Annotated in this window: 15 protein-coding genes; 6 read left to right on the forward strand and 9 right to left on the reverse strand. The window is 67.1% G+C overall.

What is annotated here, in order from left to right:
• Positions 1-49 precede the first annotated feature (49 nt).
• The gene (locus ACRDU5_RS02045) at positions 50-1,291 is read left to right on the forward strand and encodes a cytochrome P450 (protein WP_526612545.1); all 1,242 of its coding nucleotides are present in this window, start codon (positions 50-52) and stop codon (positions 1,289-1,291) included.
• Complete coding sequence (locus ACRDU5_RS02050; RefSeq protein WP_526612546.1) at positions 1,291-1,881, forward strand: TetR/AcrR family transcriptional regulator; 591 nt, start codon at positions 1,291-1,293, stop codon at positions 1,879-1,881. The genes ACRDU5_RS02045 and ACRDU5_RS02050 overlap by 1 nt, the downstream gene beginning before the upstream one ends.
• Before the next feature lie 10 nt (positions 1,882-1,891).
• Here the strand turns inward: ACRDU5_RS02050 and ACRDU5_RS02055 are convergent, their stop codons facing one another.
• The 7 genes from ACRDU5_RS02055 to ACRDU5_RS02085 form a co-directional block, all read right to left on the reverse strand.
• Positions 1,892-4,294 (reverse strand): arylsulfatase, encoded by a 2,403-nt coding sequence (locus ACRDU5_RS02055; RefSeq protein WP_526612547.1) that lies wholly within the window; start codon positions 4,292-4,294, stop codon positions 1,892-1,894.
• Positions 4,295-4,444: 150 nt separating this feature from the next.
• Positions 4,445-5,161: a siderophore-interacting protein gene (locus ACRDU5_RS02060; RefSeq protein ID WP_526612548.1), complete on the reverse strand. Its 717-nt coding sequence runs from the start codon at positions 5,159-5,161 to the stop codon at positions 4,445-4,447.
• Between the two features lie 43 nt (positions 5,162-5,204).
• Positions 5,205-6,467, reverse strand: a complete 1,263-nt coding sequence (locus ACRDU5_RS02065) for a lysine N(6)-hydroxylase/L-ornithine N(5)-oxygenase family protein (protein ID WP_526612549.1) — start codon at positions 6,465-6,467, stop codon at positions 5,205-5,207.
• Positions 6,454-7,260, reverse strand: coding sequence for a GNAT family N-acyltransferase (locus ACRDU5_RS02070; RefSeq protein ID WP_526612550.1), 807 nt, complete (start codon positions 7,258-7,260; stop codon positions 6,454-6,456). Before ACRDU5_RS02070 ends, ACRDU5_RS02065 begins: the two co-directional genes overlap by 14 nt.
• Before the next feature lie 89 nt (positions 7,261-7,349).
• Positions 7,350-8,888 (reverse strand): MFS transporter, encoded by a 1,539-nt coding sequence (locus ACRDU5_RS02075; protein WP_526612563.1) that lies wholly within the window; start codon positions 8,886-8,888, stop codon positions 7,350-7,352.
• 41 nt (positions 8,889-8,929) lie between these two features.
• The gene (locus tag ACRDU5_RS02080) at positions 8,930-10,078 is read right to left on the reverse strand and encodes an acyltransferase family protein (protein WP_526612551.1); all 1,149 of its coding nucleotides are present in this window, start codon (positions 10,076-10,078) and stop codon (positions 8,930-8,932) included.
• Positions 10,075-11,724 carry a DEAD/DEAH box helicase gene (locus ACRDU5_RS02085; protein WP_526612552.1) on the reverse strand — a complete coding sequence of 550 codons (1,650 nt, stop codon included), beginning with the start codon at positions 11,722-11,724 and terminating at the stop codon, positions 10,075-10,077. The genes ACRDU5_RS02080 and ACRDU5_RS02085 overlap by 4 nt, the downstream gene beginning before the upstream one ends.
• A gap of 66 nt (positions 11,725-11,790) precedes the next feature.
• Between ACRDU5_RS02085 and ACRDU5_RS02090 the strand changes: the two genes are divergently transcribed.
• From ACRDU5_RS02090 to ACRDU5_RS02100, 3 genes are all read left to right on the forward strand, one after another.
• Entirely contained in the window at positions 11,791-12,399 is a 609-nt protein-coding gene (locus ACRDU5_RS02090; RefSeq protein ID WP_526612564.1) for an LppP/LprE family lipoprotein, read from the forward strand.
• Between the two features lie 109 nt (positions 12,400-12,508).
• A complete protein-coding gene (locus ACRDU5_RS02095) occupies positions 12,509-15,928 on the forward strand; it encodes a TM0106 family RecB-like putative nuclease (RefSeq protein WP_526612553.1) in 3,420 nt (1,139 codons plus the stop codon).
• Complete coding sequence (locus ACRDU5_RS02100; RefSeq protein ID WP_526612554.1) at positions 15,925-17,283, forward strand: FAD-binding oxidoreductase; 1,359 nt, start codon at positions 15,925-15,927, stop codon at positions 17,281-17,283. Before ACRDU5_RS02095 ends, ACRDU5_RS02100 begins: the two co-directional genes overlap by 4 nt.
• Here ACRDU5_RS02100 and ACRDU5_RS02105 read toward each other — a convergent pair.
• Positions 17,280-19,490, reverse strand: a complete 2,211-nt coding sequence (locus tag ACRDU5_RS02105) for a DHA2 family efflux MFS transporter permease subunit (protein ID WP_526612555.1) — start codon at positions 19,488-19,490, stop codon at positions 17,280-17,282. The genes ACRDU5_RS02100 and ACRDU5_RS02105 overlap by 4 nt on opposite strands.
• Positions 19,487-20,131, reverse strand: a complete 645-nt coding sequence (locus ACRDU5_RS02110; protein WP_526612556.1) for a PadR family transcriptional regulator — start codon at positions 20,129-20,131, stop codon at positions 19,487-19,489. Before ACRDU5_RS02110 ends, ACRDU5_RS02105 begins: the two co-directional genes overlap by 4 nt.
• A 273-nt stretch (positions 20,132-20,404) precedes the next feature.
• Here ACRDU5_RS02110 and ACRDU5_RS02115 point away from each other — a divergent pair, with 273 nt between their 5' ends.
• Positions 20,405-21,148 (forward strand): hypothetical protein, encoded by a 744-nt coding sequence (locus tag ACRDU5_RS02115; protein WP_526612557.1) that lies wholly within the window; start codon positions 20,405-20,407, stop codon positions 21,146-21,148.
• The last annotated feature ends 114 nt before the right edge of the window (positions 21,149-21,262 follow it).

The following is a 21,262-nucleotide window of genomic DNA, read 5'->3' on the forward strand; positions in this document are numbered from 1 at the left end:
TTCCGCTCAACTGTTGACAGGGTATGGGTTCTTGTCGTACTCATAAGACATGACCGCCACTCTGTCTCATCGTTCTCCGGCCCGGTTCGAGCTCGCCACGGCGGAGACCTGGCCCAACCCGTGGCCGATGTACCAGGCACTGCGCGACAAGGATCCGGTGCACCACGTCGTCCCGGAGGACAAGCCCGACCATGACTACTGGGTACTGTCCCGACACGCCGACGTATGGAACGCGGCCCGCGACAACGAGACGTTCTCGTCGGCACAGGGCCTGACGGTCAATTACGGCGAGTTGGAAATGATTGGCCTGCAGGACAACCCACCGATGGTGATGCAGGATCCGCCGGTGCACACCGAATTCCGCAAGCTGGTGTCCCGCGGCTTCACGCCCCGTCAGGTGGAGGCCGTCGAGCCGGCGGTGCGGCAGTTCGTGGTCGAGCGGATCGAGCGGCTGCGGGCCGACGGCGGCGGGGACATCGTGGCCGAGCTGTTCAAGCCGCTGCCGTCGATGGTGGTCGCGCACTACCTCGGCGTCCCCGAAGTGGACCGCCAGCAGTTCGACGGCTGGACCGAAGCCATCGTCGCCGCCCAAACCCAGGACGACGGCATCACCAGCGCGCTGGAGTCGGTCGGCGAGGCGGTGGCGTCGATGATGGCCTACTTCACCGAGTTGATCGAACGGCGCCGCCGCGAGCCCGAGGACGACACGGTGTCGCATCTCGTCGCCGCGGGCGTGGGCGCCGACGGGGACATCGCCGGAACGCTGTCGGTGCTGGCCTTCACGTTCACGATGGTCACCGGCGGCAACGACACGACGACGGGCATGCTGGGCGGTTCGGTGCAGCTGCTGCACCAGCGACCGGATCAGCGTCGGCTACTGGTCACCAATCCGGACCTGTTTGCCGACGCGGTCGACGAGCTGCTCCGGCTCACCTCGCCCGTACAGGGCCTGGCCCGCACCGTGACCCGCGACGTCACGATCGGCGACGCCACGATTCCGGCCGGGCGCAAGGTGCTCCTGCTTTACGGGTCGGCCAATCGCGACGAGCGCCAGTTCGGCGCGGACGCCGGCGAACTGGAGGTCAGGCGGCAACCGCGCAACATCTTGACATTCAGCAACGGCGCGCACTTCTGCCTGGGCGCTGCCGCAGCCCGGATGCAATCGCGCGTCGCGCTCACCGAATTGCTGGCCCGCTGCCCCGATTTCGAGGTCGACGAATCCGGGATCGTCTGGGCCGGCGGCAGCTACGTGCGCAGGCCGTTGTCGGTCCCGTTCCGGGTGAGGCCGTGATGGCCGGCAACGACTGGTTGGGTGCCCGTCGCACCGAAGTGGCGGCCGACCGGATCCTGGACGCGGCGGACGCGCTGTTCGCCCGGCAGGACGCCGCCACCGTCGGCATGCACGAAATCGCCAAGGCCGCAGGTTGTTCGCGCGCGACCCTGTACCGGTATTTCGAGAACCGGGAGGCGCTGTACACCGCCTATGTGCACCGCGAGAGCTACCGGCTCTTCCACATGATGACCGAACAGCTGACCGGGGTCGAGGATCCGCAGGAGCGACTGATCGAGGGCGTGGTCTCGTCGCTGCGCAATGTTCGCCAAAGCCCGGCGCTGTCATCGTGGTTCGCCACCGCACAGCGGCCGATCGGCGCCGAGATCGCCGAGCAGTCCGAGGTCATCGCGGCGCTCACCGAGGCCTTCCTGATCTCGATGGCCCCCGACGACCCCGAGGTGGTGGAGCGCAAGGCCCGGTGGCTGGTGCGCGTGATGACCTCGTTGCTCATCTTTCCGGGCCACGACGAGGCCGACGAACGGGCGATGCTCCAGCAGTTCGTGGTTCCGATGGTGGTGCCGACGCAGCCGGAGCCCGCGCCGGGATAGCCGCCCGCCGCTACTGCCGCGCCATGGCGATGCGGAAGCGTTCGTCGGCGTCGATGTAGTTGTCGGCGTCTGCGGCGTCCTCGCCCAGGTCGATCTGCACCCAGTTGATCTTGCCGTTGAATGTGCTGGTGTGCGCGGTGTAGTCGGGGCTGACCGTGGTGCCGGTCTCCCGCCCGATGTCCGTCGTCTCGTCCGCCGAGAAAACGTAGCCCTGTGTTTGGTCGATCCGCCCGGTGCCGACATCCTTGCCGTCGCAGTAGAGCGTGACATTTCCGCCCTTGCCCATCCCGCCGCCGTCGTAGGCGAATTCCATCCGCACTTGGGTAGTGCCGCTCGGAATCGGCGTGGAGGCGTCGATCGCGAACGACGTGATGCCCAGCACGTTGTAGTAGAACTTGGCGCGACCGTCCTTGGCGTACAGGCTCCACCCGCCGAAGCGACCGCCCTGGGCGATGATCACGCCCTCGGCGCTGCCATCGGGCACCTCCAGTTCGGACGTTACGGCGAACGACTTGTTCTTGATGTCGACCACACTGTTCTCGGAGAGTCGCCCCATCCCCGCCAGCAACAGCTGCGTGTTGCCCTTGATCAGCGAGGGACGTCCGGCCAGGCCCGGATTGATGCGCTCGATCTGTCGATCATCGAGCGGGAGCACGTTGTACTTGACGGCTTCGATCAGCCAGAGGCGTTGCAGCTCATGTAGTTTCTCCGGGTTCTCCTTCGACAAGTCCTTCGACTGCGTCCAGTCCGTGTTGCCGTCGTAGAGCTCCCAGACATCGTCGTCAAAGGCCGGCATGGCCTGCCCACCCATCTCCCAGGGCGTACGGTGCTTGGTCACCGCACTCCAGCCCTTGTGGTAAATGCCTCGGTTGCAGAACATCTCGAAGTATTGCGTCTCGTGCCGCTCGGCGGCCTTCGCTTCGTTGAAGCTGTGGAGCATGCTGGTGCCCTCGTACGGGCTCTGCATTACACCGTTCACCATGGTCGGCTCCGGAATGCCCGCCGCCTCGAGCACGGTGGGAGCGACGTCGATGACATGGCTGAACTGGTTGCGGATGGCGCCCTTGTCGGTGATTCCGGCGGGCCAGGACACGATGGTGCCGTTGCGGGTGCCGCCCCAGTGCGAGGCCACCTGTTTGGTCCATTGATAGGGCGCATCCATGGCCCAGGCCCAGCCAACGGCGAAGTGCCCGTAGGACCCTTCGCCGCCGAATTCGTCGAGCTTGGACATCATGAATTCTGGTGTCTCGAGCTCGGGCATGCCGTTGAAGTTCGCCATCTCGTTGAACGCGCCCTGCAGCGTGCCCTCCGCCGAGGCGCCGTTGTCGCCGATGATCACGTAGACCAGCGTGTTGTCCATGACGGGTTCTAGTGCATGCAGCAACCGTCCGACGTGGTGGTCGGTGTGTTCCAGGAAAGCCGCGTACACCTCCATTTCGCGCTCGAGGACGGGCTTGAGCCGCGAATCCATATCGTCCCAGGCCGGGATCTCCGCGTGGCGCAGCGTGAGCGCGGCATCCTGTGGGATGACGCCCAGTTCCTTCTGGCGTTCGAAGGTGATCTCGCGCTGCTTGTCCCAACCGTGGGCGAACTTGCCCTTGTACTTCGCGATCCACTCCGGGGGAACATGGTGCGGGGCGTGGGTGGCACCGGGCGCGAAGTACATGAAGAACGGCTTGTCGGGCAGTAACGCCTTCTGCTGGCGCGCCCAGCTGATCGCCTTGTCGGTCAGGTCCTCGGTCAGGTGGTAACCCTCCGCCGGCGTCTTCGGCGGTTCGATCGGCGTGGTGCCCTCGTAGAGGGCGGGGTCCCATTGGTTGTTCTCGCCGCCGATGAAGCCGTAGAAATACTCGAAGCCACCACCACCCGACGGCCATGCGGTGAACGGCCCGGCCGGGCTGGTCTGCCACACCGGAACCTCGTGGCACTTGCCGAACTGTGCTGTCGAGTAGCCGTTCAGCTTGAGGGTCAGCGCCAGGGGCGCCTTGGTGTTCGGCAACACCGAGCTGTAACCGGGTGCGGCGGTGGCGATCTCGGTGATGCCGCCCATACCCACTGAGTGGTGGTTGCGACCGGTGAGCAGCGCTTGGCGGGTGGGTGAACACAGCGCCGTGGTGTGGAACCGGGTGTACTTCAACCCGTCCGCGGCCAGCTTCTCGAAGTTCGGGGTATGGCACGGCCCGCCGAATGCACTGCTGGCGCCGTAGCCGACGTCGTCGATGAGGATGACAACCACGTTGGGCGCACCATCGGGTGGGCGCACGTCTTTGATCGGTGGATAGCTGGTGTCCGGATCCTTGGCGTCGTACGTCGTCAGCCCGATGTGTTCGACGTCCGGAATAGGCAGGATGTCGCGCCGCACCTCCGGCGACGTCGACCCGTTCGGGGACTGCCCATTGCCCAGTGAACTCATATGCCCGTCCGCCCGCTGAAGGACCGCCCGATTGGACGGCTCGAACCGCACTGCTTGGGTCCGAGATGGTCAGACTATGTCGGGCCACCGGTCGCCGCCGCGATTTTAACGCGGCGGCTAAAAGCGCTTCACCGACCGGTCAGCCGGAGGTCACGCCACCCAATAGGCCTGGGCCTTGATCGACTTGCGCGGGATGTTGTAGTCCTCGCGGAAGACCTTCGACACCGCGCGAGTGGTCCGATTGTCGCAGGCCACCCAGCCGAAATGGTCGGAGGCATCGAAGGCCGACGACGTGACGGCCTCTATCAACGCCTCGCCGGCGTTCTTGCGATCTACCCAGACGACGTCGGCGCTGCGCGCTACGGGCAGTTCCCGGTCATCGTCGTGCGCCGACTCCAGGAACACCCGCGCCGGGGTGTCACCGATCGCGTCGAGCAGCGAGTTGATGGCGGGCAGCGACGCGGCGTCGCCGACGATGACATAGCCCGCGGGAGCGGGTTCGGGTAGCGAGAAGTTGCTGCCCAGGAGGGTCACCTCGAGGGTGTCACCGGGTTGCGCTTGCTGCGCCCACCGGGTGGCCAACCCGTCGTGCATGGCGAAGTCGATGTCCACCGTGCCCGCGACGGGATCGGGATTGACCAGGGTGTAGCCGCGCTGGTGCGATTTCGCGCCGTCGGGGAACCAGCCGCGCACCCACATCGTCGGGTGGATCGCACGCGCGGTGAGCAGGTCCTTCGCGGTGAAATGCAGGCGCAGGTAGTTCGGCGTGATGTCGGTCCGACCGGTCACGGTCATCTCGTAGTCGCCACCTCGCCACAGCTTGACCAGCGCACCTTGCAGCCCGCGCGACGTCTTCTGGTCGCCCATCTGCCCTCATTTCGTCTCGATAACTTAGGGCAGCATAACCTATCTAACCGAAGGATTCTGTCGGCCGTTTCGCCCGCCGCAGCACCACGGCGTCGACGATCTCCCCCGCCCGCACCGCCACATTCGACAGCAAGGTGGCCCCGAGCCCATGGGTGTGCTCCACCGAACCGTTGAGAAAGACATCACCCGGGGCCGTCGACTTGCCGGCCAATCGATAGTCGCGGGTTACGACTGGGCGCCCGCTCACGTCGAATTCGTAGTGGCCGGCCAGCTCTCCCAGGAAGCTCTTGACATCCGTCGGGGCATAGCCGGTGGCGTACACCACCGCATCGCAGTCCAGCGACTCCTCCGAGTGGTTGGCCAAGTTGGTGATCGTCAGCCGAACCCCGTCTGAGGACTCTTGCGCGTCAACGATTTCCGAGGCGTTGTGCATGAACAGCCGCCGGGTGCCGGCAACCCGCTCGGCATATTCGCGCGAGTAGAGCTCTTCGATCAGTTGCAAATCGACCGCTGAATAATTGGCCGATCGGTGGTAATCGAGCAGGCGTCGACGCACCAACTCGTCGGCTCCGAAGAAATCGTCGACGGCCGCCGGGTCGAATATCCGGTTGGTGAAGGAACTGTCGTCGGCCAGGCTGTAGCCGTACCTGGTGAACACCGCGTGCACCTCGGCCCGCGGATAGCTTTGATGAAGATGTGCGACCACCTCTGCGGCGCTCTGACCGGCGCCGACCACCGCGAACCGCTGCGGCGAGTCGCTGCGCAGCCCGGCGAGACCGCTGAGTAGGCAGTGACTGTGCCACTGACGAGCGGTTCGCTCAACGCCTTTCGGCAGCACCGGACGCAGGCCGGCACCCAAGACCAGTGTCCCCGCGGGCATGATCTGCCCCGTCTCGGTGTGCACCGCGAATCCTGCACGGGTTGCGGACACCTTGACGGCCCGCTGCCCGTAGCGGACCTGGTCGGTAAAATGGCCCGCCACCCATTCGAGGTAATCGTGGAATTCAACTCGGCTGGGAAATAGTGTATGCCGGCCGATGAAGTCGACGAGCCGTCCGTGCTTACTCAGATAGTTGACAAAGGTGAAGTCGCTCTTGGCATTCCGCAGCGTAACGAGGTCTTTCAGAAATGGAATCTGCATGCGCGAGGCCGGCAGCAGCATGTCTCGATGCCAACCGAATTGCGGTTGAGCTTCCAGGAAGACCGCACGCATACCTCGTTCGGCCAACGCCACCGCCAACGCGAGATTCGATGGCCCGAAACCGATTCCGAGCAGATCCTTGTCCACCGGCTCACGATCGGACATAGGCACGGGTCAATCGGTCGAGGTAGTTCTTGCGCACCATGGACCGGTTCAGCAGGACGACGAAATCCGCCATGTCGAAATCGGGATCGTAGGACGGCTCTCCACAGATCACCGCGCCGATGCGCAGGCTGCCGGCCACCATGGGCGGGATGCGCAGCCGACCCGGATCCGGTAGCTCGGACAGGCTCAATCCGTTGACCCGAACGGGGTTTCGGGGTGTCACCCGGTACTGCTCGGGCGCCGGGTGGCCGCCGAACGCCGCGTCGCGTACGGCTCGTACCAGCGATCCGCGCGGGCCGCCGCCTTCCATCCGCACCGAGAGACACCCGATCGCCCATTCGTAGCCGGTCAATTCCTGGTACCGGACGATCCCGGCCCACAACATGCCCATGACGGCACCGTTGCGGTGATCCGGATGCACGCTCACCCGACCGAGCTCGACAAGCGTGCCGCGCAACCGATTCAGCCCGCCGATATCGAAGATGGTGTCGGCGAACAGTCCCCCGGCCGCCCGGGCGCCATCGGGAGGAAGCAATCGGTAGCAGCCGACTATCTGCCCGGTCGTCTCGTCGCGGGCCAGCAGGTGATCGCTGTACGGATCGAACTGGTCGACGTCGATCAGCTGTCCGGTCAACCGGCCGCGGGCGGCGTGCGGCAGTGCCGCGCCCATCTCTTCGGCGAACGTCTGGTAGCGCAGCCGCTGGGCCGCCTCGATCTCGGCGGGGTCGGTGGAGATCAGGATGCTGTAGCGGCCGGAATCGGCCGCCGGGATTATGACTGCCGCACCCATCATGATTTGCTACCCATCCATTTGCGAAGGTAAACGCATTGCCGGGCCGCCGTACGACGTTTGACGATTCCGGGTGGGCCGCACCCGCAGCGCTAAGAGCCAGGCGGGTCGGCGACAGCAATGGACTCTCGTTGGCGGCTGGCACCGGCCGCGATCAGCATGGCCACAGCTACTGATGCGACGGTAGCCGCGACGGCGGCCGCCACCAGGGCGGCTTGCATTCCAGCGGCGCTCGCCTCGCGCGCCACCCGGCCGATCGCGGGCACCGCGGCGACGATGTCGGCGGGGAGAAAATCGAGCACGCGCAATCCGGCACCCGCGGCCAACCCGTCGGCGAGATCACCAGCCGGCTCGTCGCCGATAGCCGTCAGGCCCGCCAGCCGCTCGGTGGCCACGTCGCCGGCGTGCCGGCTGAACAACGCGCCCAGGCCGGCGACGCCGGCGAGAATACCGATCTGGCGGACCGTGCTCACTGTGCCGGTCGCCATTCCGGCGTCATCGATCGAGACGAAGCGCAGGGCCGCATCGGATGTCAGTGCCGACAGGCCGCCCAAACCCAGTCCCGCCACGACGGACCCGCCGATGAAGTGTGTCCATTGGGTGTCCGCGGTCACCCCGGTCATCAGCCACAATCCCAGCGCGATCAGGACGACGCCGGCCGGGACCGACATCGACATCGGGATGAAGCGTGCCGCGGCAATCGCCAGCGGTGCGCCCAGCACAATCGCGACGGTCAGCGGTAGTGCGCGCAGGCCGGCGTCAAATGGGGTGTAGCCCAGCGTGTTCATGAAGTACAGCGCCAGGTAGTTGGTCGAGGCGATCAGGGTTCCGGCCGCCGCGAAGGCCGCCACCGACACGCCGGTGAACCCCGGCCGACGCAACACCCCCAGATCGAGCATCGGGGCCGGCGCCCGAGATTCCCACCAAACGAAGACCCCGGTGGCTACCGCGCAGAACGCAGTCAGGCCCAGAATCAGCGGACCGGTCCAGCCGTGGCGATTGCCCTCGATCAACACGTACACACCGGCGAACAGCGCGACCGACAACACCGTGGTGCCGACCACATCAACCGGACGGGCCTGCCCGGCACGGCTTTCGGGGACATAACGCAGGCCGATCACCAGCGCCGCGATCCCGATGGGCACATTGATCAGGAAGATCGATTCCCATCCGAATGCGGTGACCAGCGCTCCGCCCAGCAATGGTCCGGCGGCGCCGCCCGCGCCCATCACCGCGCCGTACACCGCGATCGCCGTGGCACGCCCCCTCGGCTCGGGGAACGCCGCAGCCACCATCGGCAGCGAGACGCCGAGCAGAACCGCGCCTGCCGCACCCTGCGCAGCGCGCGTGAGGTTCAGCGCCTCGATGCTGCCGGCCAGCGCGCAGCCAACCGAGGCGAGGATGAACAACGCCATCCCGCCGAGGTACAAACGCCGCCGGCCCAGCCGGTCACCCACCGTCGCGGCGGTCAACAGCAACCCCGCCATGGGAAGGGCGTAGGCGTCCACCACCCACTGCAACCCGCTGAGTCTGGCGTCCAGGGACGCCTGGATATCGGCGAGCGCCGCCGCGACGATCGTCATGTCGAGCAGCAGCATGAAAACGGCCAGGCCGACCGCGAGCAGGGTCAAGCGCGGATGGCGAGGCCGACGGGCTTCGGTGTCGCCCTCCGTCACGAGCGGACCCGGGTGAAACGGTGCAGCAGCCACGCCACCGGGATCGTCACCACGAACGTGACGACGAACAACCCCGCCATCGAGCCCGTGTAGATCGGCCAGCGCACGATCTCGACCATCACGAGTTCCATCGTCACCAGGTGGATCAGGAAGATCTCGTAGGAGATCTCGCCCAGGAAGACCATCGGGCGAGTGGCGAGAAACTTTGCGTACCACCCCCGATCACCGAGGGCCAGCGGCGCTACGGCCAGTGTGGCGATCACGGCGTAGAAGCCGGCCTTGGCCAGCGCCTCATACATTTGGGCGGGCGACGTGGTCGCCTCGCCCGCGATCGGCGTGGAGACGATGAGGTAGCAGACCACCGCCAGCGGCAGACACGCCAGCGCGTATGCGCGCACACCCATTCGCTGCAAGACCGCCAGCATCATGCCGCCGATGAACCAGGCCAGATAGGTCGGTAGCCAGAGCTTCGCCCCGTCGGGCAGGAAGTCGGTGGTGTGCACGACCATCAGCCACACCGGGGTGAGCGCGGCCAGGCACCCGAGTCCGGTCAGCAACAGACCTGGCCGCCACCGCCGCCGGCACAACACCACCAGCAGCAGGTAGGCCAGCGGCGGCAGCGCGACATAGAAGGCGACTTCCACCGCCAGGCTCCACATCTGGGTCAGCCCCTGATGCAGATACGCGAACAGATAGTTGTCGGTGTAGATCTGCGTCAGCGTGAGGTTGCGGAAAAACCCCATCCAGGTGTGTCCGGGATTCGGCCCGGCGGTGCGGAAGTGGTAGACGAGATAGGCCACCAGCACCGTGACGATGTAGGCCGGCATGATCCGGCGGACCCGATGCCAGGCGTAGCGGCGTACCGACGGCGGTGGCCCGCCCGCCGCGGCCGCCTTGACCCACGGGCCGAACAGCAGGAATCCGGACAGCACGAAGAAGATCGGAACGCCGATCTCCATTCGCGAATACACCAGGCCCACGTAGCCGTGCGTGTACTTGCCGGTGCCGTAGGCGGCGTGGGTGGCCATCACCAGAAGCGCCGCCACGGCTCGGATCCCGGTCAGTGACGCGACCCGCTCGGGGGCAGAGATCGATTCGAGGCCACCCTGGGCGGCGGGGTCTGTCTTGCCCTTCGATAGCGTCATTTCGGCTTGCGGCGAGGCTTCCCCGGACCGCGGTCGGGTTGCAGGTTGATCAGCACGCCGGAAATGCGGGTGCGCTCAAGGGATTTCAATGTCTTGGATGGCAGCTTGGCCGGCAGCTCGACGAGCGAATGGTCGGGCCGGATGGTGATGTGCCCGAAATCGCTGCGGTGCAGGCCGCCCTCGTTGGCGATGGCGCCGACGATGTGACCCGGACCCACCTTGTGTCGCTTTCCCACCGCGATGCGGTAGGTGGCCATCCCCTCCCCCGCCTTGCGCACCGGCTTGTCGCTGCGGGCCGGACGGTCGTCTCGGCGCCGCTTCTCCGGCGGCGGCTCGGACATCAGGAACTCCTCGCCGTCGCGCGACTGCACCGCCAGCGCCGCGGCGATGTCGGCCATCGGCACGTTGCTCTCGCGTTCGTAGTCCTCGATCAGGCTGCGGAACAACTCGATACCGGGCGCGGCGAGCGCGTCGGTGATCGAATCGCGGAACTTCACCACCCGTTGCGCGTTGACGTCCTCGACGGTCGGCAGCTCGGCCTCGATCAGCTTCTGCCGGGTCGCCTTCTCGATCGCCTTGAGCAGGTGGCGTTCCCGCGGTGTGACGAACAACAGCGCAGCGCCCGATCTACCGAACCGTCCGGTGCGGCCGATGCGATGCACATACGACTCGGTGTCCTGCGGGATGTCGTAGTTGAGCACATGCGAGATCCGCTCGACGTCGAGACCGCGGGCGGCCACGTCGGTAGCGACCAGGATGTCGATGCTGCCGTCCCGCAGTGCGGCAATGGTGCGTTCGCGCTGCGCCTGCGGGATGTCGCCGTTGATCGCCGCCGCGGAAAACCCACGCGCCCGCAGCCTTTCGGCGACCTCCTCGGTGGCCTGCTTGGTACGGACGAACACGATCATCGCTTCGAAAGGCTCGACCTCCAGCACCCTGGTCAGGGCGTCCATCTTGCGCGGTCCGGCCACCTGGATGTAGCGCTGCGAGATGTTCTCCGCGGTAGCGGTTTTCGCCTTGACCGTGACCTCGACCGGGTCGTGCAGGTACTTGGTGGTGATCTTGCGGATGGCCGGCGGCATGGTCGCCGAGAACAGCGCCACCTGTTTGTACTCCGGAGTGTCGGCCAGGATCCGTTCCACGTCTTCGGCGAAACCCATGTTGAGCATTTCGTCGGCTTCGTCGAGAACCAGGTAATCCAGTCGGGACAGGTCCAGCCTTCCGCGTTCCAGGTGGTCGATGACCCTGCCCGGGGTACCGACGACAACCTGTGCGCCGCGTTTCAGGCCGGCCAGTTGCACGCCGTAGGACTGTCCGCCGTAGATCGGCAGCACGTTGAGCTGCGGCAGGTGCGCGCCGTACCGGCCGAACGCCTCGGCCACCTGCAACGCCAACTCCCGGGTGGGTGCCAGCACCAGCGCCTGCGTCGCCTTGCTGGAGGTGTCGATCTTGGACAGGATCGGCATCGCAAACGCCGCGGTCTTGCCGGTGCCGGTCTGCGCCAGACCGACGACATCGGAGCCGGCCATCATCGCCGGGATGGTGGCGGCCTGGATCGCGGACGGGGTCTCGTAGCCGACGTCGGACACCGCCCGCAGCACCGACGGGTGTATCTGCAGGTCAGCGAAGGCCAGGTCGGACGTCATAAGGGTGCCAGTCTAGTGGCCGGCACCGTTTCGACCCGCCGCGTGCCTGCGGGATCGGCCGAGGATATGGCGGTACCGTGCGCAGTTGTGAGATGGCGTCCGGAGCCGCTGCGGCGGCGACATCTGGTCGCGACGGCGGCGGCCGCGGTGGTGCTGGCCGGTTGCGGCTCGGGTGATTCCACCGCCTCCAAGACACCCGAGCCGACCACGACGAGCGTCGCGCCCGCGACCGCTGCGCCGCCGTCCGCGCCACCCGCGCGCAGCGCCGCGCCGAGCACGAGTTCCGCACCTGCCGATCCGTGCGCGGTGAACCTGGCCGCGCCCGAGATCACCAGGGCCGTATCCGAGCTGCCGCGCGACCCGCGCAGCGAGCAGGCCTGGAGCCCCGAGCCGCTGGCCGGCAATTACAACGAGTGCGCTCAGTTATCCGCGGTGATCGTGAGGGCCAACACCAACGCCGACAACCCCAACACCCGCGCCGTGCTGTTCCACGTCGGCAAGTTCATCCCGACCGGCGTGCCGGACACCTACGGGTTCAACGGCATCGACACCACGACCAGCACCGGCGACACCGTCGCGCTGGTGTACTCCAACGGCACTCCCGGGCTGGAGAGCGTGGTGAAGTTCCGCTGGAACGGCGCCGGCGTCGAGCTGATCGGCAACACGCCCGGCTGACCACTCTTCCGCGAAATAGCATTCCGGGTCGTTATCGGCAGCGATTTCGCAACCAGGAATGCTATTTCGCGACGGTTGAGTGTCGGGTGGCTCACATACAGTTGCGAACGTGTTCGTCGCCGACGATCGAGTCATCTACAGCGCCTCGGACCTCGCCGCGGCCGCCCGCTGCGAGTACGCGTTGTTGCGCTCGTTCGACGCCCGGCTCGGCTGGGGTCCGCCGGTCGCGATCGAGGACGAATTGCTCGCCCGCACCGCCAAACTCGGCGGCGAGCACGAGCAGCGCCACCTCGATGAACTGCGGTCGATGTCGGAGGACACCGTTGCCATCATCGGTCGCCCCGACTACACGATCGCGGGCCTGACCGCCGCCGCCGACGCCACCCTGCGGGCGGTCGAGCGCCGCGCGCCGGTGATCTACCAGGCGGCCATGTTCGACGGCCGGTTCGTCGGCTTCGCCGACTTCCTGTTGTTCGACGGTGAACGCTACCGACTGCGCGACACCAAGCTGGCCCGGTCGGTGAAGGTCGAGGTGCTACTGCAGCTCGCGGCCTACGCGGACACGCTGATGCGAGCCGGCGTGCCGGTCTCCGCCGAGGTGGAGCTGGTGCTCGGCGACAACGCGACCGCCGGCTACCGCGTCGACGAGCTGCTTCCGGTCTACCTGCCCCGGCGAGCCGAACTGGAACGGCTGCTCGACGGCCACCTCGCCGGCGGTGCGCCGGTGACATGGGAGGACGAGCACATCCGGGCCTGTTTCCGCTGTCCGGAGTGCACCATCCAGGTCCGCGAGCACGACGACCCGCTGCTCGTTGCGGGCATGCGGGTGAGTCAGCGGGCCCGGCTGATCGAGGCCGGCATCACCACCATGACCGACCTGGCGGGTCACGACGGACCGGTCCCCGAACTGCCGGCCAGAACGGTCGGCGCGCTGACGGCGCAGGCCCGGCTGCAGATCGCGCCGAGGGTCGACGGCAGGCCGCCGTTCGAGGTCACCGACACCCAGCCGTTGACCCTGCTGCCCGACCCCGACAAGGGCGATCTGTTCTTCGACTTCGAGGGCGATCCGCTGTGGACGGCCGATGGCCACGACTGGGGCCTGGAGTACCTGTGGGGCGTGCTCGATGTCGGTGGCGCCTTCGGACCGCTATGGGCACACGACCGGGAAAACGAACGCCAGGCGCTCGTCGCGTTCCTCAAGATGGTCCGAAAGCGCCGCAGGCGCTTCCCGAACATGCATATCTACCACTACGCGGCGTACGAGAAGACGGCGCTGCTGAAGCTGGCCGGGCGCTACGGCGTCGGCGAGGACGAGGTCGACGATCTGCTGCGCAGCGGCGTGCTGGTCGACCTGTTTCCCTTGGTGCGCAAGTGCATTCGGGTCGGCACCGAGAACTACAGCCTGAAGTCGCTGGAGCCGCTGTACATGGGGTCGGAGCTGCGGACCGGCGAAGTCACCACCGCCGCCGGCTCGATCACCGCCTACGCCCGCTACTGCGACCTGCGCGCCGACGGCCGCGGCGAGGAGGCCGCGGTCGCGCTCAAGGAGATCGAGGAGTACAACCGCTACGACTGCCGGTCGACGCACAAGCTGCGCGACTGGCTGATCAAGATCGCGATCGAGTCGAGCGTTCCGCCGTTGGGCCCGCAACCGGTGCCGGACGGCGGCGCTGTCGAGGAGGCCGACCAACTCGCGCACACGCTGATGACGTTCGCCGGCGACGGCGTCGAGGAGCGCACCCCGGAGCAGACGGCAGTCGCGTTGTTCGCGGCCGCTCGCGGATACCACCGGCGCGAGGACAAGCCGTTCTGGTGGGCACACTTCGACCGGCTGAACAACCCCGTCGACGAGTGGGGTGACACCAGCGATGTGTTCCTTGCCGAGGAGGCCGAGATCGTCAAGGACTGGCACCTGCCGGCACGCGCCAGGAAACAGCAGCGCTGGGTGAAGCTCACCGGAGCACTCGAGGCAGGCGGGCTGAAGAACGACGTCTTCGCGTTGTACAACCCGCCCTCGCCGTCCGGGCTTGCAGACAATCCCGACCGGCGCGCCGCCGGCAACGCCGAGATCACCGACGTCGACGACGCGAACCTGCCGACCGAGGTCGTCATCTGCGAGCGCGAGCCGGCGGACGGGCCGTTCACGCAGCTGCCGTTCGCGCTGACACCCAGATCGATCGTCGGCACGAAGAAGCTGCGGGAGTCCATCGACGCCGCGGCCGCCGACATCGGCGCAGGCCTGCCGGCGCTACCGGATAACGGCATCATCGACATCCTGCTGCGGCGCAACCCACGCACCCGCAGCGGCACGCCCCTGCCGCACACCGGTGACACCGCCGCGGAAATCGCTGAAATCATCACAAAAGCAGTGCTCGACCTCGACTCGTCCTATCTGGCCGTGCACGGCCCGCCCGGCACCGGCAAGACGTTTACCGCGGCCAGGATCATCGCAACGCTGGTGAACGACCATCACTGGCGCGTCGGCGTCGTCGCGCAGTCGCACGCGGTGGTGGAAAACCTGTTCCGCGATCTGATCAAGGCAGAGGTCGACCCGGCGCGGATCGCGAAGAAGGACTCCCCCGCCGGTGTCGCGTGGCAGGTGATCGACAAGGACGCCTACGCAGGTTTCATCGCCGACCACGCCGGCTGTGTGATCGGCGGCACCGCTTGGGATTTCGCCAACGACACGCGGGTGGACGCCGACAGCCTGGACCTGCTGGTGATCGAAGAGGCCGGCCAGTTCTGCCTGGCCAACACCATCGCGGTGGCCCGCGCGGCCAAGAACCTCATGCTGGTCGGCGACCCGCAACAGCTGCCCCAGGTCAGCCAGGGCCACCATCCCGAGCCGGTCGACGCGTCGGCGCTGGGCTGGCTGGTCGACGGCCACCGCACACTGCCCGAACGGCTCGGCTACTTCCTGGACCGCTCCTACCGGATGCACCCCGCGGTGTGCGAGCCGGTGTCGCGGCTGTCGTACGAGGGCCGGCTGCACTCCGAGGAAAGCCGCACCGCCGCACGCAGACTCGAGGGTCATCCGCCCGGGGTGCGGGTGCTGACCGTCCCCCACGACGGCAACTCGACCAGCAGCCCCGAGGAAGCGGCCGAAATCGTCGCCCAGATCGAACGCTTCCTCGAATCGGACTGGACCGACGAGGACGGCACCCGGCGGCTGCGGCAGGACGACGTGCTGGTTGTCGCACCGTACAACGCGCAGGTATTGGTGCTGCGCGAGCACCTCGATGCCGCCGGCCTGCCCGATGTCGCCGTCGGAACCGTGGACAAGTTTCAGGGCAGGCAGGCTCCGGTTGTGTTCGTCTCGATGACGGCATCGTCCATCGACGACGTGCCGCGCGGAATCTCCTTTCTGCTCAACCGCAATCGCCTCAACGTCGCGGTGAGCCGCGCGAAGTATCTGAGCATCATCGTGCGCTCGGAGACGCTGACCGAGCATCTGCCGTCGACCCCCGACCGGCTGGTGGAGCTGGGCGCGTTCCTGGCGCTGGCGCCGTGTGGTACACCGTCGCCATGACCGAAACCGTGGCGGAGCGGCTCGCCGCGATCGTGGGATCGGCTCACGTCAGCACCGATCCGCACGTGCTGGACGGCCGCAGCGTCGACCACACCGGGCGCTACCGCGGACACGCCGGCGCACTGGTGCGGCCGGGTTCGGCCGACGAGGTCGCGGCGGTGCTGCGCGCCTGCCGCGACGCCGGTGCGCACGTCACCGTGCAGGGCGGCCGGACGTCGCTGGTGGCCGGGACGGTGCCCGAACACGACGACGTGCTGCTGTCCACCGAGCGGCTGACCGATATCGGGGAGGTCGATGTCGTCGAGCGCCGGATACGGGTGGGCGCCGGCGTGCCGCTGGCCGAGGTGCAGCGTGCGGCGACGAAGGCCGGCCTGCTGTTCGGCGTCGACCTCAGTGCCCGTGACTCGGCGACCGTCGGCGGGATGGCGTCGACCAACGCCGGCGGGCTGCGCACGGTGCGCTACGGCAACATGGGCGAACAGGTCACCGGTGTGGACGTGGTGCTGCCCGACGGGTCGGTGGTGCACCGGCACAGCGAGGTTCGGCGAGACAACACCGGATACGACCTGGCGTCACTGTTCGTCGGGGCGGAAGGCACCCTCGGCGTCATCACCGCACTGGACCTGCGCCTGCACCCGACACCGACGCATCGGGTGACGGCCATCTGCGGGTTCGCGGATCTCGATGCCTTGGTCGAGATCGGCCGCACGTTCCGCGACATGGACGGCATCGCCGCGCTGGAACTGATCGACGCCCGGGCCAGCGCGCTGACCGCCGAACACCTCGGCGTGGCCGCCCCCGTCGAGGGTGCCTGGCAGCTGCTCATCGAACTGGCCGGCAATACCGACCAGACCGAGCAATTGGCCGACACGCTGGAGAGCGCGCCGCTGTCCGGCGAACCGGCGGTCGGCATCGACGTCGGTGCACAGCAGCGACTGTGGCAGGTCCGCGAATCGGTCGCCGAGATCCTCGGCGTCTACGGCCCGCCGCTGAAGTTCGATGTGTCACTGCCGCTGTCGGCAATCGAAATGTTCGCGCGCGAAGCCGGCGAGCTGATCGCCGAATACGCCCCGGACGCAATCCCGGTGCTGTTCGGACATATCGGCGAGGGCAACCTACATCTCAACCTGCTGCGGTGCGCGCTCGACGGCGACCGGGAGCGCGACCTGTACTCGGCGATGATGGCGTTGATCGCCCGGTGCGGCGGCAATGTCAGCTCGGAGCACGGCGTCGGCAGCCGCAAGCGCGACTATGTCGGAATGTCGCGCAACGACGCCGACATCGCGGCGATGCGAACGATCAAGGCCGCATTCGATCCGACGGGCTACCTCAACGCCGCTGTGCTGTTCGGCTAATCGCGGCCATGCCTGGAGTGTCGCCCATAGCTTGACGCATCGTCGGACTCGACGCGGGAATGCCGGCCCTGGGAACCGAACCGATACCGCTGGGGCTCCTCCTCGGGCAGCTGGTGGCGCGACGGACGGTCGTCCGGGCTTTCGGAACCGAGATGGTCACCGAAGTCGATGGGGTAGTCGCTACTGAGAATGTCCGGTTTGTGCGTGTCGGCCTTCGGCGCCGGGCTGGACTCGAATCGGCTCAGCGGCTGGAACCGTTTCGCCTCGTCTACGTGAAAACCGTTGTGGGCAAACCCGATCGGTTCTACCGACGGTTTCGGCGGGGGTACGTCGGCGAGGAAGTCAAGCAGGCTTCGCCTCGATTCACTTTCGTATATCGGTGCTGGCTCGAGCGGTTCGGCCACCGGCGCGGGCTCGGTGACGGGATCTGACAGCTCCTCCTCCAGCAGATCCTGCCACGATTCGACGGGCTCGTCCTCCTGGCCTTCGGGCGGGTGCTGCCCCCAGTGCCACGACGTGGCGGGAGCGGTCAACAGATGATCGTGCCGCGCCGCCATCGGCGCAGTGTCACCCTCGTCGGCGCCCGAAAGGAACTTCTGCTGCTGCTCAACGACCTCGGCGACCGGCTCGGGCTCATCCCTGAACACCGTGAACTCGAAATACTCGTCGTCGTCAGGGATTTCGTCGTCATACCAGGGCTCCTCAGCGCGGTCGTCGGGCTCCGCCACCGCGACAACCTTGCTCGACGCCCCGAATCCGAGCAGGAACAGCGCTGCGATCACGCCGAACAGCGCGATGAACGCCGGCAACAACAGCGACTGCGACATCGCGTCGGCGAACGTTCCGTGCAGGAAGCCCGGCAGCTGGGTGACCGACCCTTCGCTCGGCGCTTCGGTCGCCATCAGCGGCATCTCGGCGCCGATCCGCGACGTCATGAACGCCGCCATGCTCGCACTGCCCAGCACCGCGCCGACCTGGCGGGTGGCGTTGTAGACGCCGGACCCGGCGCCGGCCAGCTCCGGCGGCAGGTGACGGGTGGCGGTGGCCGCCAGCGGCGACCAGATGAACGCCATGCCGACACCCATCGCCGTCAGCGGCAACAGCAGCCGCCAGATCGGCGTGGTCGGCGTCATCTCGATGGACAGCCACGTCAACGCGATCGCCAGCATCGAAAAGCCGAAACCGATGACCGGCCGCGGATGTGAGCGGTCGACGATCTTGCCGACGAAGGGTGCCAGCACACCGGTGGCGATGGCCATCGGCGCGGTCAACAGTGCCGAGCGGGTCGGCGACAGCCCACATACCGCCTGGGCATAGAACATCACCGGCAGGATCATCGCCGTCACGACGAAACCGATGGTGGCGATGCCGAGGTTGGACAGGCTGAAATCCCGGTCGCGGAAGATGACGAGTGGAATCAGCGGCTCGTCCCTGTTGGCCTGCTGCCAGAAGATGAAGGCGGCCATGAAGCCGATGCCGCCGGCAAGCGTGCCCCATACCCACGGTGCCCAGTCGTGTGACTGCCCTTCCTGCAGCGCGAAGACGATCAGGAACATGCCGACGCCGGAGAGCAGCACGCCGATCAGATCGAAGCGGTGTTTCTGGGTGGGCAACTCGGGGATCAGCCAGAGGGCCAGGCCGAGGCCGATGATTCCGATGGGCACGTTGACGATGAAGATCCACTGCCAGCCGAGCCCGTCGACCAGGATGCCGCCGGCCAGCGGACCGACCAGAGTGGCGACGCCGGCGGTGGCGCCCCACACGCTCATTGCCACGCCGCGCCGCTCGGAGGGGAATATCCGGGTGATGGTGGACAGCGTCTGCGGGGTGAGCAGCGCTGCGCCGACGCCCTGCACCACGCGGGCGGCGATCAGCATTCCGATGCTGTCGGCAAGGCCGCACCACAATGACGCCGCGGTGAACACCGCCAGGCCCAGCAGATACAGGTTCTTCGGGCCATAGCGGTCGCCGAGGCGGCCGGCCACCAGCAACGGCACCGCGAACGCCAGCAGATAGGCGCTGGTCACCCAGATCACGGCGTCGTAACCGGCGCCCAGCTTCTCCATGATGGAGGGATTGGCAACCGCGACGATGGTCGCGTCGACCAGGATCATGAAGAACCCGACCATCATCGCCCAGAGCGCGTTCCACGGATTTTCAGCCGGCGCGGCCCCACCCGCCGGCCGACGTCGCAGCGCCGTGGTCATACCCCCACTCCCCTCGCATGGGCCCACGCGCAAGCTGGGGACTGGGGGCCCACGTCTCGGCTCCCTTCGATGGTGTCGGCTCCCGCGGCGCGATGCCAACCCACCTGGCCCGATCGCAGCGACTCCGCGAACCCCCGCAGCCAAACCAGCTGCGCCTGCGTCGTTGCGAGCAAATAGTCGAGTGCCGCCAGATGGATGTTCGGCGCTGCGCTGACCTGCTTCAAGGTCCGCAACTCGGCGACGTCGTCCTCGAGAGCAGCCATCCGGCTGCCGACAGCGGCCACCGCGCTGTCCACGTCAAGGTTTCCTATCTCGGCGAGCGCGACGACGAACCGCGGAAACTCGTTGACCGGGGTGGCGACCAGCTCGCGCACCCGCTCGGTCAGTGCCGCCGCACCCTCCGCTGTGATCTCGAACGTGGTGCGCTCGGGCCGATTCCCGTTGCGGCCAGTGACGGTCGGCCGGATCAAGTCCTCTTCGGCCAGTCGGGAGACCGCGTGATACAGCGATCCCTGCCGCACCTTGACGATGCGGTCCTGGTGCCGCGCCGTCAGCGTCTGGAACATCTCGTAGCCGTGCATTGGCCGCTCTCGCAGTAGGGCCAACACCGCAATACCCAGCGAGGTCAATTGGTATGCCACGAAGCTGTTCATCCCGTATTCGATCGTCGACTATTCGGTCTGGAGTAATCGGCCCCGACGGTACGGATCGATCGCGGCCGGGACAACTCAGGCCGGTTCGGCGAGTGCACAGCGCGAGATGATGTCACGCAAATGGTTAGCACCGTTAATCAATTTTTCCTTCCCGCTGCTCACGACGGTGACCGTGGTCACGGCCTGGGCACCCGTGCCGTCCGTCGTTCGTTGAACAAGCGTTAGCCTGAAGTCAGCTGTGAACGCACCTAGGGAGGCGCAATGAGCGCTCGGTCCAAGGCCAAGAGCCAGCCGCCGGCCACCGTCGATGACGATCCGAGCGCCGCGGCGCGCGCCCTGTCGCAGATCATCGAACGCGGCGCGCGGGTCCAGGGCCCCGCGGTCAGGGCCTACGTCGAGCGGCTGCAGCAAAGCAAACCCGATGCGACGCCCGCCGAGATCGTCACCAAGCTGGAGAAGCAATACCTGGCCACGGTGATGGCCAGCGGAGCGGCCGTCGGCTCCGCGGCAGCGATCCCGGGCATCGGCACGCTTGCGGCGCTGTCGGCGGTGGCAGGGGAAACCCTGGTGTTCCTGGAGGCGACGGCGCTGTTCGTACTCGCCGTGGCCGAGGTGCACGGGATACCGGCCGAGCACCGGGAACGTCGCCGCGCTTTGGTGCTGTCCGTGCTGGTCGGCGAGGACAGCAAGCACGCGATCGCCGACCTCATCGGTCCGGGCCGGACCAAGGGCGGCTGGCTCAGCGACGGCGCGGCGACCCTGCCGCTGCCGGCGGTGTCGCAGCTGAATTCGCGCCTGCTGCGCTACTTCGTCAAGCGTTATGCGCTCAGGCGCGGGGCGATCGCCTTCGGCAAGCTGCTTCCGGTCGGCATCGGCGCCGTCGTCGGCGGTGTCGGCAACCGGCTGATGGGCAAGCGCATCATCGAGAACGCCCGCAGCGCGTACGGCCCCCCGCCGCCGCGCTGGCCGACGAAACTGCTCGTGCTGCCGTCGCCGCAGGCCTGAAAACTGCTGGCGATTAGCGCCTTTCCAGGGTCGAGAAATGTTCAGCCACACTGGCTCAGGGCGATCGAATAGGTAGGTAGTACCGCGCACCTCCGGCTTTCGTTGTGGAGGTGA

It is taken from the genome of Mycobacterium sp., assembly GCF_050701515.1.
In the GTDB taxonomy this organism is placed as follows: Bacteria; Actinomycetota; Actinomycetes; order Mycobacteriales; family Mycobacteriaceae; genus Mycobacterium.

Excerpts from the sequence above, each read along its gene's own strand:
- ACRDU5_RS02045 (WP_526612545.1), top strand. The coding sequence starts at position 50 with ATGACCGCCACTCTGTCTCATCGTTCTCCGGCCCGGTTCGAGCTCGCC.
- ACRDU5_RS02050 (WP_526612546.1), top strand. The coding sequence starts at position 1,291 with ATGGCCGGCAACGACTGGTTGGGTGCCCGTCGCACCGAAGTGGCGGCC.
- ACRDU5_RS02055 (WP_526612547.1), bottom strand. The coding sequence starts at position 4,294 with ATGAGTTCACTGGGCAATGGGCAGTCCCCGAACGGGTCGACGTCGCCG.
- ACRDU5_RS02060 (WP_526612548.1), bottom strand. The coding sequence starts at position 5,161 with ATGGGCGACCAGAAGACGTCGCGCGGGCTGCAAGGTGCGCTGGTCAAG.
- ACRDU5_RS02065 (WP_526612549.1), bottom strand. The coding sequence starts at position 6,467 with ATGTCCGATCGTGAGCCGGTGGACAAGGATCTGCTCGGAATCGGTTTC.
- ACRDU5_RS02070 (WP_526612550.1), bottom strand. The coding sequence starts at position 7,260 with ATGATGGGTGCGGCAGTCATAATCCCGGCGGCCGATTCCGGCCGCTAC.
- ACRDU5_RS02080 (WP_526612551.1), bottom strand. The coding sequence starts at position 10,078 with ATGACGCTATCGAAGGGCAAGACAGACCCCGCCGCCCAGGGTGGCCTC.
- ACRDU5_RS02085 (WP_526612552.1), bottom strand. The coding sequence starts at position 11,724 with ATGACGTCCGACCTGGCCTTCGCTGACCTGCAGATACACCCGTCGGTG.
- ACRDU5_RS02090 (WP_526612564.1), top strand. The coding sequence starts at position 11,791 with ATGGCGGTACCGTGCGCAGTTGTGAGATGGCGTCCGGAGCCGCTGCGG.
- ACRDU5_RS02100 (WP_526612554.1), top strand. The coding sequence starts at position 15,925 with ATGACCGAAACCGTGGCGGAGCGGCTCGCCGCGATCGTGGGATCGGCT.
- ACRDU5_RS02105 (WP_526612555.1), bottom strand. The coding sequence starts at position 19,490 with ATGACCACGGCGCTGCGACGTCGGCCGGCGGGTGGGGCCGCGCCGGCT.
- ACRDU5_RS02115 (WP_526612557.1), top strand. The coding sequence starts at position 20,405 with ATGAGCGCTCGGTCCAAGGCCAAGAGCCAGCCGCCGGCCACCGTCGAT.